Source organism: Bacillus sp. TE8-1 (assembly GCF_008368855.1).
Lineage (GTDB): Bacteria > Bacillota > Bacilli > Bacillales > Bacillaceae_G > Bacillus_A > Bacillus_A cereus.
Genome location: NZ_QPET01000014.1, coordinates 717,090 through 732,712 on the forward strand (window position 1 = coordinate 717,090; position 15,623 = coordinate 732,712).

Consider the following 15,623-nt stretch of genomic DNA (forward strand, 5'->3'; position numbering starts at 1 on the left):
TTATTTTATAAAGAAATGAGGTGTTGGCATGAGTTCTTTTACTTTTAACAACCAACGAAAGGAGTACATTCAAATAGAAAAGGGATGGAGTCCACCAACATGGGCACCTCTAAAACGTAATTTCTTAAAAACACCTGGATATCCAGGTGCAAGATTATTAGGAACGGATACAGACCCTCGTCCACTTCCTGTCCCTGTAGGAATTATCGTTCCAGATGGAACAGATTTAGAAACGTTAAAAGAAGAAATAGCAGCATGGTTAATTACAGAAGAAGCAGTTGAGCTAGTATTTGATGCAACTCCTGATCGAACATATTTAGCTATAATTGATGAAGATTTTAATCTTGATGATTTCGTTACGTTAGGTAAAGGTACTTTGAAGTTTATTTGTCCGATGCCTTATAAATTAGGACCTACCCGAACGGTAGAATTTCAAACAGGTGCACTGGGGTTAATGGCAAACGTTCAAAATAAAGGAACTGTTCATTCTAATCCTATTATTGAGATCAACATTACGAAACCAAACACTTTTTTAGATGTATGGTTTGAAGATAAATATTCAAAGGAACCGGATTATTTCCGTATTGGAGTGCCATTAAAAATGGAACAATTGCCTGTAGAAAGAAATCAACGTCTTATATGGGATGAAATGTCCACAACTATAGGGTGGAGTAAGGTTAGTTCTATGGAAGACGGTAATCCAGTTGGTGAAATGAAAACAGATAGTTACCAATTCTATTGTTCGGACTATGGCTCGGGTAATGGATGGCATGGCGCAGCTGTTAAGAAGAGTATCCCTGGTGGGCCAGTACAAGATTTTATTATGCAAGCCCACGTTACATGTAAAAGTAAAAAGATTAATGAAATGGGACGAGTTGAGATAGCAATACTCGATGAAAACAGCAAAGTTCTTTCAAAAATTGCCATGAATGACCTCTATTGGCAAGCTGAACAAAATTTTGGAACGATGGTAATTGGATATGATAATAAGCCTGGAAAAACAGGCTTAATTTATGAGAGTGGTGATTATCCGAATACATGGAATCAGTATTATGGTAGGTTGTGGATTGCTAGAACCGGTAATGATTGGGAAGCTTATATTTCAAAATTTCTTCCTGGAACAGAAAAAGATGATTCAGAACGCTTTGCAAGATGGACCGATAAAGACAATAAACATATGGAAAAAGCAGCTCAAATACAGATTAGTATCATGCAGTGGCAAGATGTTCCGCCAGTAGAAGCGATGACAGTTTCGGATTTGAAATTTTGGAAAGTGAATTTAAATAATCAAAATACACCGCCTTATATAGTCGATGTTGGTGACAAAGTCGTAATTGATACAGAAAATAGTCATGTAATGATTGAAGGGAAGGATGCGATTAATATTAAGGACATTTTCAGTAATTTTCCTATCATTAATAAAGGTATGAATACACTAGAAATCATGCCTTCTGATATCGGAACAGCAAAGGTTAAATATAGGGAGCGGTTTAGATGAGAACACCAAGTGGAGTCTTACATACTATTGATTTTAAAACCAGTCAAATCGTTTCAGCTATACAACCAAAAGATTATTGGGATGATAAACGTCATTGGGAAATCAAGAATAATATCGATACTTTAGAGTTTAAAGTATTTGATAACACGAAATATGCAGCAACACTTATGCAACAAAACTTAGTATTAAAAGAAGTAAGGGATGGGCGTATTGTTCCGTATGTAATCACTGAAGTAGAAAAAGACCCTGACGATAGATCTGTCATTACTTATGCATCAGGTGCATGGATTAATCTAGCTAAAGATGACTATATTCGTCCACAGAAATTAGAAGGTAAGACAGTAAATGAATTTATGGATATTGCTCTTGTAGGTACAAAATGGAAGCGTGGTAAAACGGAGTATGCTGGATTTCATTCTATGACTATTGATGAATTTATAGATCCATTGAGTTTCTTAAAAAAGATTGCTTCCCTATTTGAACTAGAAATTATATACCGTGTTGAAGTGGTTGGTTCTCGAATTACAGGTTGGTATGTAGACATGGTGAAAAAAAGAGGAAGAGAAACAGGAAAGGAAGTCACGTTAGGTAAAGATTTAGTTGGAATTAAACGTATTGAAAACTCACAAAACATTTGTACAGCTTTAATTGGCTTTATCAAAAAAGAAGGTGGAGAAGTTCTCACTATCTCAGATATAAATAAGGGTATTCCATATATTGTGGATAACGATGCATTTCAACGTTGGAATGAAAAAGGTAAACACAAATTTGGATTTTATACTCCAGAAACAGAAGAAGATATAACACCAGAACGCTTATTGACTCTTATGAAAACAGAATTAGCAAAACGTGTGAATACCTCTGTCTCTTATGATGTTCAAGCACAAAGTATAGGGCGTGTATTTGGACTGGCTCACGAGTTAATCAATGAAGGAGATACAATCCGAATTAAAGATGTTGGATTCACACCTAAGCTTTATTTAGAAGCAAGGACAATCGCTGGTGATGAATCACATACTGATCCTTCGCAAGATAAATACGCATTTGGTGATTATCGTGAGATTACAGATTCAAATGAAGAACTACGAAAGATTTACAATCGTATACTTAGTTCACTAGGTAGTAAGCAAGAACTGATAGATCAGTTAGATAAATTAGTGAAAGGTGCAAATGAAACAGCTAATAATGCTAAGCGAGAATCGGAAGTAGCAAAAACACTGGCTGAAAAAATTCAAGAGAATCTTAAAAATAATACGGTAAATATAATTGAAGCTAAAAATCCACCGACCGATAATCTTATAATAGGCAAGACGCTATGGCGAGATATTAGCGACGGTAAACCAGGTATTTTAAAAGTGTGGAACGGTAAAGGTTGGGAGCTTCTTATTCCTGATGTGGAAACTATCAAGAAAGAAACAATGGAGCAGGTTAATAAGGATATTAAACTTACAAAAGAAGAATTAAATAAAAAAGTGGAAGAAGCGCAAAAAGAAGCTTCAGGACAATTCAAGGAAGTTAAAAATAGTCTCCAAGAAGTTTCGCAAACTATTAAAAATGTACAAAACTCTCAAGGTGAAATTAATAAAACAGTTTCTGAAATGAAACAAACTAATGAGGGGTTTACTAAATCTATTGAATCTTTAACAAAAAAAGACGGTGAAATCACTGAAAAGTTTAATACAGTAGAAGAGACTTTCAAAGGTACAAAAAAGACAATCTCTGAGGTGCAGCAAATAACTAATGATCTAAAGAAAACCACAACTGAAATTACAGAAAAGGCTGGCCGGATTAGTGAGAAGTTGGAGGTCGTAGAAAAGAAAGTTAATAACGATAAAGCTGGAGGACGTAATCTGTTATTAGATTCAAATGCTAAATACGAAAAAACAGATTATCTAATCAATCCATATTCTCTAACCGAAAATTTCTCTACAGGTGAAGAATATACATTTGTAATTAAAGGTAGCGTTCCGAAGGGGCAGAAGTTCGGGATTTGGCAAAATGGCGGTTCGAATAATGTTGGATATGCAACAAGTGTTTATGCGAATGGAATTACCTATGTAACTTTTAAAGCTGTAGCAGCAACGAGTGGAAATGAAAGAAAGTTGAGTCTGTATAACTTTCCAAGTAACACTACAAAAGCCATTGTAGAATGGGTTGCTTTATATAAAGGGAATAAGCCACAGGATTGGACACCAGCACCAGAAAATCAAGTAACGAGTGATGAATTCACTAAGAAAACAACCGAGATTGAAAAAAGTGTGGATGGTATTAAAGAAAATATTAAAACAGTAGAAAAAACACAAACTTCTTTCAATGAACGTGTTAACACTGTAGAAAAGAACGCAGAAGGAACAACTGCAAGTGTTAAGAAATTACAGGAAACACAAACTGAGCAAGGTAAAACACTTAGTGAGGCTACTACAACAATAGGTCAACATTCTGAAGCATTGAAATTAACAATGAAAAAGAAAGATGTTGAGGATTATGTAGGCGGTTTAGGTACTGTTAACGAGTTGCGTGATGCTGATTTTAAGTTAGGACAGAAATATTGGTTTTGGAATAGTGGTAATGGGGCTATCGGTTCTGTTGATACGAATTTGAAATACAAAGGTATGAAGACATTTTCAATTACTGCCACTGGCCAGACTCAAGATCGTTGGTGGGGACTTACAAGTCAATTCATTGAGTGTCAGGTTAACGAAGAATTTGTTGCATCAGGTTATTTCAATACTGATGGGAAAACACCTATTGATAGTGGCGGCGCATTTATTGAAATTGAATGGTGGACTGCTGACAAAAAAACTCGCATTAAAACAGCTAGAACGAATATCAAGGTTGTAAATCATACATGGATTCGTGCTGTATGTACAGATAAAGCACCAGCCAATGCAGCGTTTGTGAGATGGCGTTATTACGTTACAAGAAATGGGCGTTTATGGTGTGCTGCACCTATGTTACAACGTGGCACGATAGCTACAGAATTTTGGTTACATCCGAAAGATCAAACCGATGTTGATAAAATGCTAGAAGATATAGCTAATAGAGTAGCTACTGAGAAATACAATCAGAAAGTTACAGAGTTAGAAAGAAGTATTAGTGCTACTGAAAAAGGCGTTTCAATCATCTCTGGAAAACAAGAAACGTTTATAAATGAGACTTATAATGCCTATGTAAAGAAAACGGAATCTAAGTTAGAAGTGTTAGATGAAGGGATTTTAGCTCAGATTTTAAAGGACGGCATTGTCACTGCGATCAATATGTCCCCTGGGAAAATTACAATCAATGCTGCAAAATTAGATATTAATGCAGATACAATGGTCAAATGGCTGACAGCAAAAGGCATTGATACGAATCTTATTAGAATTAACGGTGACAAGATAACCATTGATAAAGATGGTGTAACTGTTAAAATGCTAGACTTCCTATTCCAAGACGAATGGGGAACAAAAACAACTGCAGTATCAAGACGAAACCTAATAGCAGATCCCGACTTTTCTAGTGTTACAAAGAAAAACATTGGACATAACGATTATTATGGATTTGAAGGTGGATACGGTCTTACTTGGAGGTCATGGGGAAATGTCGTAATAGAAAAGAATACACATATATTCGATTACGAGCAAATGGTGAATGCTACAAGGGTAGACATGTATAACTATCCAGAAGCAATCGTGAATAATGGCATACATCCCGGAAATGAATACACAGTATCTGCTCACTTTAGAGCATCTATGATAAATGGTGTACGTAAAACAGGGAAACCACGCTTGCATGTATGTTGTGTTAAATTCCGAGACAATGTAAGTTACGATATATGGAATGAACAAAAAATGGACTTTCCTGAGCCGTCTACATTTTATGGAGAAATTAGAAGATATTCATTTACCTTCAAAGTGCCGGAAAACTATATTCCACAACAACATGCATTGATTGTTAAAGTTTGTTCTGGAAGTGCTGACATGAGACAAGGGACAGCACTTTGTGTAAGTGGTGTAACGCTATACAGTGGCAAATATGCATCTATGTATAATTGGGATCGTGCTGCAGCAGAAAGAGCGGATGGCATTCAGCCGTTTAACGCACTTGCTGTAGGTGGTGTGAATAATAATATAAAACCAGCAGCAGACGGGCAAACGTTTGATATAAGTACAGAAAAGGATGTAAAAGTTTTTTCTAATATAAGGGCGATGCAAGGAATTAATTTAGGTGGCGGTGGATTCCAACAATGGGGACATATTCGTTTTGTAGAAGGAAACCGAGGGTTAGGATTCTATGTCTGTAACTCAAATGGATGGCACTTTAATAGTTTGGGATAAAGAAGAAAGGAGTAATAGTATATGAATCAGAATCAAAATTCACCGGTTGCACCTCCACAACCTGGAGATGTAACGCCGTTTATGGGATATTTAGTAGAGCTGGAAAGATCTGAAGCTGGAATTTTTGTAAACATCCCTATTAATATATTAAATAATGCGGGGCTTTCAAATGGCATGAATAAAGTCGAGGTATGGAGGGAACTTGATGGAACTATAAGCTTTAGAATCGCAACAAGATGCGAGATCTGTAAACGTGGAGCACGTCTATATGAACTAGATATGGGATTTGCGAAGAAGCACATTTGCATGGATTGTTATACATCGCTTACCGGTTCTTATCCACCACAAGAACCACCAAAACCAACTAATGAAAATAATACGCAAACAGAGCAGGAGCAGCAATAGCTGGTCTTTTTTTATTTTTGTTTATATTAGTTTTTAAGTATTTAAATTATTAATTATAATATATAATAAATATGATTTTATTATCGTATAATTTAATGTTTCATTTAGGAGGTATATTATGAAAAAGAAATTTATGTTAATGATGCTTCTGTTTGCATTAATGGTAGGGGTACACCCTAATTCAATGACCAAAGCCGAAACTACGAGCGTACAAGGTGAACAATTTGAACAAGGGAAGTATGATTTAAAAGCTGAATCCCCATTTGGATATAACTGGAATAAAAACTCGCCTTATGCGGGAACAGAAACAGGCAAAGTGAAATGGGAATACAAGCTTTATAAAAAAGATGATTTTACTGTATTTAGTGCACCACCCTCAATTGGAAGTGATGGAACGATTTATGTTGGAAACTCCAGTGGGAAATTGTATGCATTCAATCCTAATGGTTCCATTAAATGGATTAAAGATGATGTAGCCTATTCGAATAATACACCGGTTATAGCGGAAGATGGAACTATTTATGTTACAAACAGAAAACTAACAGCTTTAAATCCTGATGGTACCATTAAATGGGAAGCTAAAGATGCAAATACTTTCTTAACACCTATTATAGATAGTGAAGGTACAATTTATGTATATAATTCAAAATCAATAACTGCTTATAATTCGAATGGATCAAAGAAATGGGAATCAAGTAAGATGTTTGAAGGAGCTACTAGTGGTAAGAATTCTATGCTTATGTCAAAAGATGGGATTATTTATACTTTACTTTCAAGTGGCGAAAACTATTTTCTATATGCCCATGATAAAAGTGGCAAAGAATTATGGAATAAAAAGGCTAGGGGGGATGGGGGCAACCCTGGTTTTTCTCTAGGATTAAATAATGAATTATATATAAATGGTGGATCTATTATCCATGTTTTTGATAAAGACGGAAATCTAATAAAGCAGTGGAAGCCAGATAAGATGCGTTCAATAGCTGCTTCTACAATCTCTTCGAAGGATGGGACAATATATATAACTGGAGATGGCTCGCTAGCTGCATATAATCAAGACTACACATTGAAGTGGAAAACTTTATCGGATGGAGGGGTTGGGAACTCACCAGTAATAGATAAAAATGGTGTAGTTTATGTTAATTCAAAACAAGCATTATACGCAGTAAATCCCGATGGAACGCTAAAATGGAAGATGCCATTTTCATTATTTCATCCTGGTTCTACTAATGATACTATAATCATTGGTAAAGATGGCACTTTATACTTGCCGGGATATGTTCCAGAAGTAACTTACTTTGGTCCTGACAAAACGTATTTTTCAGTAGTAGCTATTGGCGACTCTTATACAGACACTGTATGCACTAAAGATAGTACATACATGGAAGTACTTAAATCGTTGGAAGCAAAGAGTAAAAATGCTAAATTAACAGATGAAGAGAAGAAAGAAGCACGTGATATTTTAAAGAAATTATCGGATGATCTTGATAAAGCAGATAATTAAACTTAATTTGATTAATACAATTTAATAGTTTTTGAGAAAAGAGGGACAAGCGTCTCTCTTTTTTATTATAAATAAGGAGATGGAAAGATGGATCGTATTGATGTATTAATGAAAGCATTTATTGCTACATTTGGTGGCTTTTGTGGGTATTTCTTGGGAGGTTGGGATGCAACATTGAAAATCTTAGTAACGATGGCAGTTATTGATTATCTAACTGGCATGATTGCAGCAGGGTATAACGGAGAATTAAAAAGTAAAGTTGGTTTCAAAGGCATCGCCAAAAAGGTGGTGCTTTTTCTTTTGGTCGGAGCGGCAGCTCAATTAGATGCAGCGTTAGGAAGTAACAGTGCTATTCGTGAAGCAACAATTTTCTTTTTCATGGGTAATGAATTACTTTCACTTCTAGAAAATGCCGGACGAATGGGTATTCCGCTTCCACAAGCTTTAACAAATGCAGTTGAGATTTTAGGCGGTAAACAAAAACAAGAAGATAGAAAAGGAGATGTTAAGTAATGGGACAAATTATTGATATTTCAAAATGGAATGGTGACATTAACTGGCCTATAGCAAAGCAATACATTGATTTCATCATCGCTCGTGTACAAGATGGTTCAAATTATGTAGATCCATTGTATAAAGGATATATACAAGCCATGAAGCAACATGGTATTCCTTTTGGTAACTATGCATTCTGTCGTTTCGTTTCTGAAAATGATGCACGAATAGAAGCTCGTGACTTCTGGAACCGTGGAGACAAGAGCGCGACAGTCTGGGTTGCAGATGTTGAAGTAAAAACAATGAATGATATGAGAGCGGGCACACAAGCATTTATTGATGAACTACGCCGATTAGGTGCTCAGAAAGTTGGTTTATACGTTGGTCATCATATGTATGCTCCGTTTGGTATGGCAAATGTAAAAGCTGATTTTGTTTGGATTCCTCGTTATGGCGGCAACAAGCCAGCTTATCCATGCGATATTTGGCAATACACAGAGACAGGTAATGTACCTGGTATCGGTAAGTGTGATTTGAACCAATTGATTGGCAGTAAATCATTATCTTGGTTTACAGGAGAAAAACAACCAGAACAAGCTATTGCCAATGGCGGCTATCAGTATGTTAAATCTGGTGGTTTTGGAATTTCATTGGTTCAGGAAGTCGTAAACGCTATGAATGAGCGTGGAACAAAAGGGAAGGTTGTCTCTGATCCATTAACTGGTTTAGCTTACTTACAAACTGAAGTACTACTTAATGGAGAGCTTGATAAGATTACAGCTTGGATGGATGAAAGAAACTGGTGGTACGAGTACATTAAAAAATAAACATTGAAAGCTATCCTGTTGGGTGGCTTCTTTTAATTTATATTTACTAATTCATCATATCTAAACCGAGTATTTAAACCGAAAGCATCCGTGCAATATAAAGAACACGATTTAAAAGGAAAAACGTACTACATTACGACTTATAACGTCTATATTTCTATAAAATAAAAAAAGGCCAGCTTATAGGCTGGCTCTTTTTTATGGATGATATACTCCCTGAGCGTAATGATAAACTGTTTTTTCATTTGCTTTTGAAATCGGATTAGTTTTGTTAGGACCATTGTAATAACCAAGAGTCACAATATCGTAGTAGTGTGTTGATCTTGAAGCCCAGAAAGAATAATTTCCCTTACCACTAGGCATTTCCACTGAACCTTCAAATGCACCATTTGCTCCTACAGTACATAAAATATCTTTTTTAGCAAAATTTAGTACGCCATCGAAGTAAATGTAAAAAGTTGTACCAGCAGGTACTGCTTGTCCATTTGCGTCATATGCATATCCTTTGAATGTTGTGTTTTTATATGCATAAACTCGATACTTTTTACCTTGCCCATAGTCGATATACTCATTGTTTCCGATGTTAGTAATTTGCACTTTGTCGACAAGTGGCGTGTTTTCAGCTGCACTTGCATTATTGCTTGGTAAAATAAAACCAAATACTACTAATCCAATTAGCATAAGTGAAGTTAAAATTTTCTTCATAATCACATCTCCTATAATGGTTTTTACACCCTAAATTTTACAGGGGTTAAATGTAAATTACAACATTTATATATATTGTATTAATATGCAATGTTGCATATTAATAATGATGCCACATATAAATTACACAATAGCAAAGGGATACTATGTAACGGCAAATGAAGTCTATGCATATACTAAATATTTCATAGAAAAGAATAGTTTTATGAACAAAAATTATTATCTGGTTCTATATGTAGATAATTATATATTGATTTTCATCTTTATAAATGTTAGGGTAAATATACACCGTTTCTTATTTATCTATGAGTACTGTCTGTAGAACGAATAGAATAAATTGAAAAAGATCCCCTGATGCATTCATATGCAGAAGGGGATCTTAATTTTTATGAGATTTAAAATTTACTTTTAGATAATGCTTTAAGTACTGGCTTTACAATTAAACCTATTAAACGAAAGCCTTTAAATATAGAGCGTACAACTTTCATGAAGATGCTCCCCTTAAATTAAAGGACATATCTTATTCCTTTATTTCTTTTATTGCGTTTAGTGAATCTTTAAAGTATGCCAAACCATCCATTACAGATTGTTCATACCCTTTAACCTTTTCTTTATCCCTTTCGTCTAAGCCTGAAAACATGCCGGCTACTGCCTTTTGATATATTGTTAAGGAATCTATCAGTCCGATTTGTAAATCTGTGTACTCCTTAGGTGGGTGAAGAGATTTTATCTTGTCAGCTTGTACTTGTACTTTATCATACTGCGCTTTTAATTCGTCTTTATTTGTCAATAGTGTTTTATCTTTTTCAATTATTGGTTTCGTTGCACGTAATTCAGATTCAAACTTATTAGCAAGTTTATACACTGTCTCTTGATACTCTTTTATAGTACTGAATCTCGTATTGTCTTCTATCTTGTCTTCCTTTTTAATTACATCTTTCTCTTTGCTTACTTCTTTTTTACTAGTTTCTTCATCTTGTATTTTCTTCTCTAACTCGTCTTTCTCTTTACTTATTTTTTCTTTACTAGCTTTTTCATCTTGTATCTTCTTTTCTAACTCGTCCTTTTCTTTATGTAGTTTATCTACTTCTTCATTTAACGATTTTATAACATCCTTATCAGATCTTGTTTCAGTTTTTTTTTCTGACTCTGCTACTTGTAAGTTATCAGTTTTCTTTTCTTTTTCTATGTCATTATTTGAACAACCTATCGCTGATAACATGATTGGAAGTGCTAAACATATTAGTTTCTTGTTTTTCATTTCTCCTACCCCTTTACTTCCTATTTTGTAGATTCCCTTTATACTCTATTGTTTACGTTTTTATACAGTTTACTAGCTTCTTTAGCGTTTCCTTGCTTTCATTACTACTTCACTTTCTAATTCCATCATTTCAAATGTATCACCGTTAAAGGATAATACCTTGAATTCCGCATATGGTGGTAAGTCTATACCTTCTTTCTCTGAGCCATGCTCTATAAACTTCTTATACTTGAAGGTAATTTCTTTCTTAATCCCGTCATACTTCCATTCACCTATCATATGAGTTTGATTACGCTCTTCCTTGTTTTCACTCTCATACATGAGGAAAGAACCATCTTTCTTTAAGTCAAAACCTAGATTAAATTCACCATTTCGATATGTACCCCAATCAGCTACTAACTCTTTACCGTTTGCAGAGATATTAACAGTCCCTTCATCAGAGTCTTTCTTTTCTTTCTGTTTCTTATCCATTGCTTTCTGTTTTGCCCCAGGATAATCTGCTTCAAAATCTTCGAATAAGGTTTCCAACAAACGAGGTCCGTAGTTTACATCGTTCATACCTTTTTCTAGTACTTCTTTTAGTCTTACAGTACCAATTCTACCGTCGCCGAACTTTCTAATATCTTCTTCTACTCTATTTAATCCTTCTCTACTCTTTGTTACAGCTTCTTTAATGAGGTACTCCTGCTGCTCTTCATACTTTTTCGGTGCATTCATGCTTTCTAAATCATCCAATACAAGTCTCGTATCCGTAATGGCATCTATTGTAGGCTTTGTAATTGATTCACCATCTTCCATCATTGATTTAGCTTTTGCTTTTATACTATCTATTTCTTGTTGTAAGTCTAAACGTAACTCAAATGCACGATTGACATATTCTTTTTCGGATAATTTATTTGTACTCTTTTCTTTCTTATCTATATTATCTGTAGGAAAACCTTCTGTATCGTCTTTATCAGAGGATTGTTTGTCTGTATCTGTTTTCGTTTCTTTACTGTATGAGTCTAATTGTATGTCTTTTTTCGGTGTAGACTTTTTTTTCGTTTCTTCTTGCTTAGCCGTAATAGTTGCTAATGCACCTCTTAGTTGTTTTTCAATCTCTTCATCACTATAATGCATTTTTTTCATATCTTCTATCATTTTATCTGCTTTAAACTCTTTGTCTACCTGTCTAAACTCTGATTGAGTAAGTCCATATGTCTCTGTTGTACAAGCTGATAACAACATGATAGGTAAAGCTAACGTTATAAGTCTTTTTGCTTCCATTATGTATACTCCTTTTAAAAGAATTGTAATTAATTAACATATGGAAACATAACATAAATTACATGAATAAGATATATAAATTTTAATCTTTACCGTTGAATTTATTTATTGTATTAATGAAGAATATGATATACATGCTTGGAAATGAAAAAAATTTATAGTGTGCGAAATGGATATATATTTCTGTATCTATATTCAATGTCTGTAGAATAAGTAAAAAATCCCCTTAGGCATCTATATGCAGAAGGGGATTTTTATTTTTATAATAAAATTTACTTTTAGATAATGCTTTAAGTACTGGTTTTACAATTAAACCTACTAAACGAAAAGTTTTAAATGTAGAGCGTAAAACCTTCATGGAGATGCCCACTGAATCAAATAATAAATTAAATATGTATTATTTCTTCTCTTTAACTTCGTATTTAGCCTCAATGAAATTTAAGACTTTACCTTTTGGATCATCATTTTCGAATTGAACTGCTGTAACTGTATGTAACCCTGGTTTTAATGTATCTTCACTTAAAATAATTGACGTTTGAGTTAATTCTGCGACTTGTAATGTTTCTTTGAAAATCTTATCAACATAAACAAATGTTTGTTTGTCTCCTTGGAAGTTAGCATAATCTATACCAAGATGCAGCATTAAATCATTATTATTTGCAAATAAAACTGGCGCATTTCCATTTTCAGAGTTTCCTGCTGGTGTACTAACTTTTATCTTTCCTTCTCCAACTGGTGTGGCATCTTTAGGGAAAGGATGCTTACTTGTTTTTTTATTATTAGTTTCTGATGTGCTACTTTGTGCTGTATTGTCTTTAGCTTCACTCTTGCTATCTGTAGAACCACATCCAGCTAAAAGTCCTATTGATAGTCCTGCAATAATTAATTTTTTCAAAGAATGTTCCTCCTAGTTAATGTTAATAACTGTATTATTATATCAAAAAACAAAGATGTAGGGATTGTTTATGAAATAATAAAATGAATACTTTATGCTTAGAAAATTTTTCTTCCATATAAAATTATAACAATTTAACAAAACATGATTTCTATATATAATAGAAGAAATAAAAAAATCCTTCTTGTGTTATCACCCTGTTGGCGTCAACCTCATGCGCCTAATGGCAACAAAAAACATCTACTTCGTCCCATTCGGTCAAGATGCGCCAGAGAAAAAACCGAACTCAATGGTAGCTCGTATGGAGTTACTGGAAGATACAGTATTAGAAGCGCTGCAAGGAAAGCAATTGCAACCGGTGGTCGTAGAAAAATTCAGATATATGAATTAAAAAACGAAAAAAAACGGACAATTTTTGATGAAACCATCATTCTTACTGTAGAATATGATAAAATTAACGTTATTAAGATTAGAAGGGGTATTGTATACTCCTTCTGATTCTAAGTTATAGAAGGATTGGTATCTAGAAAGGGGCATAGTGATGGAAAAGCAAAAAACTTTTCATGTCGCTGTAGTTGGAGCAACCGGCGCAGTTGGTGAACAAATGTTAAATACTTTAGAGAAACGAGAATTTCCAATCGGGAAATTAACGTTACTTTCATCTAAACGATCTGCAGGTAAGAAACTTGTATTTAAAGGCGAAGAATTTACAGTTCAAGAGGCAACTCCTGAAAGCTTTGAAGGAGTAGATATTGCACTATTTAGTGCTGGTGGATCTGTATCGAAACAATTAGCGCCAGAAGCAGCAAAACGCGGTGCGATTGTTGTTGATAATACAAGTGCATTCCGTATGACAGAAAACGTGCCACTTGTTGTACCTGAAGTAAATGAAAACGACTTAAAAGAACATAATGGTATTATTGCAAATCCAAACTGTTCTACAATTCAAATGGTAGTAGCTCTTGAGCCAGTTCGTCAGCAATATGGTTTAAAACGAGTAATCGTTTCCACATATCAAGCTGTATCAGGTGCTGGTGCGGCAGCTATTGAAGAACTGCATGAACAATCACAAGCAATCTTAAATGGCGAAGAAGTTAAGGCAAATGTTCTTCCTGTATCAGGTGATAAGAAGCATTTCCCAATTGCTTTTAATGCGATTCCACAGATTGATAAATTCCAAGATAATGGATTTACGTTTGAAGAAATGAAAATGATTAACGAAACGAAAAAAATTATGCATATGCCTGAATTAGAAGTAGCGGCAACATGTGTACGTTTACCAGTTGTATCAGGACACTCTGAGTCTGTTTACATCGAAGTAGAAAAAGAAGGCGTAACAGTAGCAGAATTAAAGAGCTTACTTGCAAATGCGGAAGGTATTGTTCTGCAAGATAATCCAGAAGAGCAGTTATATCCAATGCCAGCTACTGCAGTAGGTAAAAACGAAGTATTCGTTGGAAGAATCCGTAAAGATTTAAATAACGATAAAGGATTCCATCTTTGGGTCGTATCTGATAACTTATTAAAAGGCGCTGCATGGAATTCTGTTCAAATTGCAGAGCGCTTAGTAAAATTACAATTAGTGTAAACGGCTAAGAGAAGGTGCAAAATATGAAAATAATTGTTCAAAAATTTGGTGGCACATCAGTACGTGATGACAATGGACGTAAGCATGCGCTTCATCATATAAAAAAATCATTAGCTGCTGGTTATAAAGTAGTTACTGTCGTATCTGCTATGGGCCGTAAAGGTGAACCATATGCAACGGATACGTTATTAAGTCTTGTAAATCAAGAGGAATCTACTATTTCTAAACGTGAGCAAGATTTATTATTATCGTGCGGAGAGTTAATCTCTGCAATTGTTTTCTCTAATATGTTGAATGAGAACGGTATAAAAGCAGCAGCATTAAATGGTGCACAAGCTGGTTTTGTAACGAATGATGACTTTACGAATGCAAAGATTATTGAAATGAATTGCGATCGTATACATGAAGAGTTAGAAAATGTAGATGTAATCGTCGTTACAGGATTCCAAGGGCAAACGAAAAAAGGTGATACGACAACACTTGGACGCGGAGGTAGTGATACTTCAGCTTCAGCATTAGGTGTTGCACTTCATGCTGAATACATCGATATATTCACTGATGTAGAAGGTGTTATGACTGCGGATCCTCGTATTGTAAAAGATGCACGTCATCTTCAAACTGTAACGTATAACGAAATTTGTAACATGGCTTATCAAGGTGCGAAAGTCGTTCATCCACGTGCAGTTGAAATTGCGATGCATGCAAAAGTGCCACTTCGTGTACGTTCTACGTATTCTGATAGTGAAGGTACTCTTATTGCAGCATACGATGGTGCTACAAAAGGGCAGGATGTAGAAGAGCGTCCTGTTACAGGTATTGCCCACGTATCAAACGTAACACAAATTAAAGTACTTGCAAAAGAAACG

At 34.8% G+C, this 15,623-nt stretch carries 12 protein-coding genes and 1 pseudogene; 9 read left to right on the top strand and 4 right to left on the bottom strand.

Going from position 1 to position 15,623, the window contains the following annotated elements:
• Positions 1–28: 28 nt before the first annotated feature.
• The 6 genes from DN404_RS15655 (at position 29) to DN404_RS15680 (ending at position 9,042) form a co-directional block, all read left to right on the top strand.
• Entirely contained in the window at positions 29–1,498 is a 1,470-nt protein-coding gene (locus DN404_RS15655) for a distal tail protein Dit (RefSeq protein ID WP_097888354.1), read from the top strand.
• Positions 1,495–5,814, top strand: a complete 4,320-nt coding sequence (locus DN404_RS15660; protein ID WP_149215189.1) for a phage tail spike protein — start codon at positions 1,495–1,497, stop codon at positions 5,812–5,814. The genes DN404_RS15655 and DN404_RS15660 overlap by 4 nt, the downstream gene beginning before the upstream one ends.
• 21 nt (positions 5,815–5,835) lie before the next feature.
• Entirely contained in the window at positions 5,836–6,219 is a 384-nt protein-coding gene (locus tag DN404_RS15665; protein ID WP_149215190.1) for a hypothetical protein, read from the top strand.
• 118 nt (positions 6,220–6,337) lie between these two features.
• Positions 6,338–7,720: an outer membrane protein assembly factor BamB family protein gene (locus DN404_RS15670; RefSeq protein WP_149215191.1), complete on the top strand. Its 1,383-nt coding sequence runs from the start codon at positions 6,338–6,340 to the stop codon at positions 7,718–7,720.
• 87 nt (positions 7,721–7,807) lie between these two features.
• Complete coding sequence (locus DN404_RS15675; protein ID WP_065703361.1) at positions 7,808–8,233, top strand: phage holin family protein; 426 nt, start codon at positions 7,808–7,810, stop codon at positions 8,231–8,233.
• Positions 8,233–9,042 (top strand): GH25 family lysozyme, encoded by an 810-nt coding sequence (locus DN404_RS15680; RefSeq protein WP_149215192.1) that lies wholly within the window; start codon positions 8,233–8,235, stop codon positions 9,040–9,042. Before DN404_RS15675 ends, DN404_RS15680 begins: the two co-directional genes overlap by 1 nt.
• Before the next feature lie 198 nt (positions 9,043–9,240).
• On the opposite strand, the gene DN404_RS15685 is transcribed toward DN404_RS15680, so the two are convergent.
• The 4 genes from DN404_RS15685 to DN404_RS15700 all read right to left on the bottom strand — a co-directional run bounded on the left by DN404_RS15685 (position 9,241) and on the right by DN404_RS15700 (position 13,169).
• On the bottom strand, positions 9,241–9,747 hold the full coding sequence (locus tag DN404_RS15685) for a hypothetical protein (RefSeq protein WP_149215193.1): 507 nt from the start codon (positions 9,745–9,747) through the stop codon (positions 9,241–9,243).
• A gap of 520 nt (positions 9,748–10,267) precedes the next feature.
• Positions 10,268–11,008, bottom strand: coding sequence for a DUF7018 domain-containing (lipo)protein (locus DN404_RS15690; protein ID WP_149215194.1), 741 nt, complete (start codon positions 11,006–11,008; stop codon positions 10,268–10,270).
• 81 nt (positions 11,009–11,089) lie between these two features.
• Positions 11,090–12,274, bottom strand: a complete 1,185-nt coding sequence (locus tag DN404_RS15695) for a DUF3994 domain-containing protein (RefSeq protein ID WP_149215195.1) — start codon at positions 12,272–12,274, stop codon at positions 11,090–11,092.
• 397 nt (positions 12,275–12,671) lie between these two features.
• Positions 12,672–13,169 carry a hypothetical protein gene (locus tag DN404_RS15700; RefSeq protein WP_070179431.1) on the bottom strand — a complete coding sequence of 166 codons (498 nt, stop codon included), beginning with the start codon at positions 13,167–13,169 and terminating at the stop codon, positions 12,672–12,674.
• Between the two features lie 202 nt (positions 13,170–13,371).
• On the opposite strand from DN404_RS15700, the pseudogene spoVFB reads away from it, so the two are divergent.
• The 3 genes and pseudogenes from spoVFB to dapG all read left to right on the top strand — a co-directional run.
• Positions 13,372–13,560, top strand: a pseudogene (gene spoVFB, locus DN404_RS15705) (dipicolinate synthase subunit B); the annotation flags it as partial.
• 150 nt (positions 13,561–13,710) lie between these two features.
• Positions 13,711–14,757 (top strand): aspartate-semialdehyde dehydrogenase, encoded by a 1,047-nt coding sequence (gene asd / locus DN404_RS15710; RefSeq protein ID WP_000414846.1) that lies wholly within the window; start codon positions 13,711–13,713, stop codon positions 14,755–14,757.
• Between the two features lie 23 nt (positions 14,758–14,780).
• The coding region (gene dapG / locus DN404_RS15715; protein ID WP_149215196.1) for an aspartate kinase at positions 14,781–15,623 on the top strand (843 nt) is incomplete at its 3' end.

Coding starts and splice junctions, on each gene's coding strand:
- DN404_RS15695 (WP_149215195.1), bottom strand. CDS start 12,274: ATGGAAGCAAAAAGACTTATAACGTTAGCTTTACCTATCATGTTGTTA.
- DN404_RS15690 (WP_149215194.1), bottom strand. CDS start 11,008: ATGAAAAACAAGAAACTAATATGTTTAGCACTTCCAATCATGTTATCA.
- asd (WP_000414846.1), top strand. CDS start 13,711: ATGGAAAAGCAAAAAACTTTTCATGTCGCTGTAGTTGGAGCAACCGGC.
- DN404_RS15665 (WP_149215190.1), top strand. CDS start 5,836: ATGAATCAGAATCAAAATTCACCGGTTGCACCTCCACAACCTGGAGAT.
- DN404_RS15670 (WP_149215191.1), top strand. CDS start 6,338: ATGAAAAAGAAATTTATGTTAATGATGCTTCTGTTTGCATTAATGGTA.
- DN404_RS15675 (WP_065703361.1), top strand. CDS start 7,808: ATGGATCGTATTGATGTATTAATGAAAGCATTTATTGCTACATTTGGT.
- DN404_RS15655 (WP_097888354.1), top strand. CDS start 29: ATGAGTTCTTTTACTTTTAACAACCAACGAAAGGAGTACATTCAAATA.
- DN404_RS15660 (WP_149215189.1), top strand. CDS start 1,495: ATGAGAACACCAAGTGGAGTCTTACATACTATTGATTTTAAAACCAGT.
- DN404_RS15685 (WP_149215193.1), bottom strand. CDS start 9,747: ATGAAGAAAATTTTAACTTCACTTATGCTAATTGGATTAGTAGTATTT.
- DN404_RS15680 (WP_149215192.1), top strand. CDS start 8,233: ATGGGACAAATTATTGATATTTCAAAATGGAATGGTGACATTAACTGG.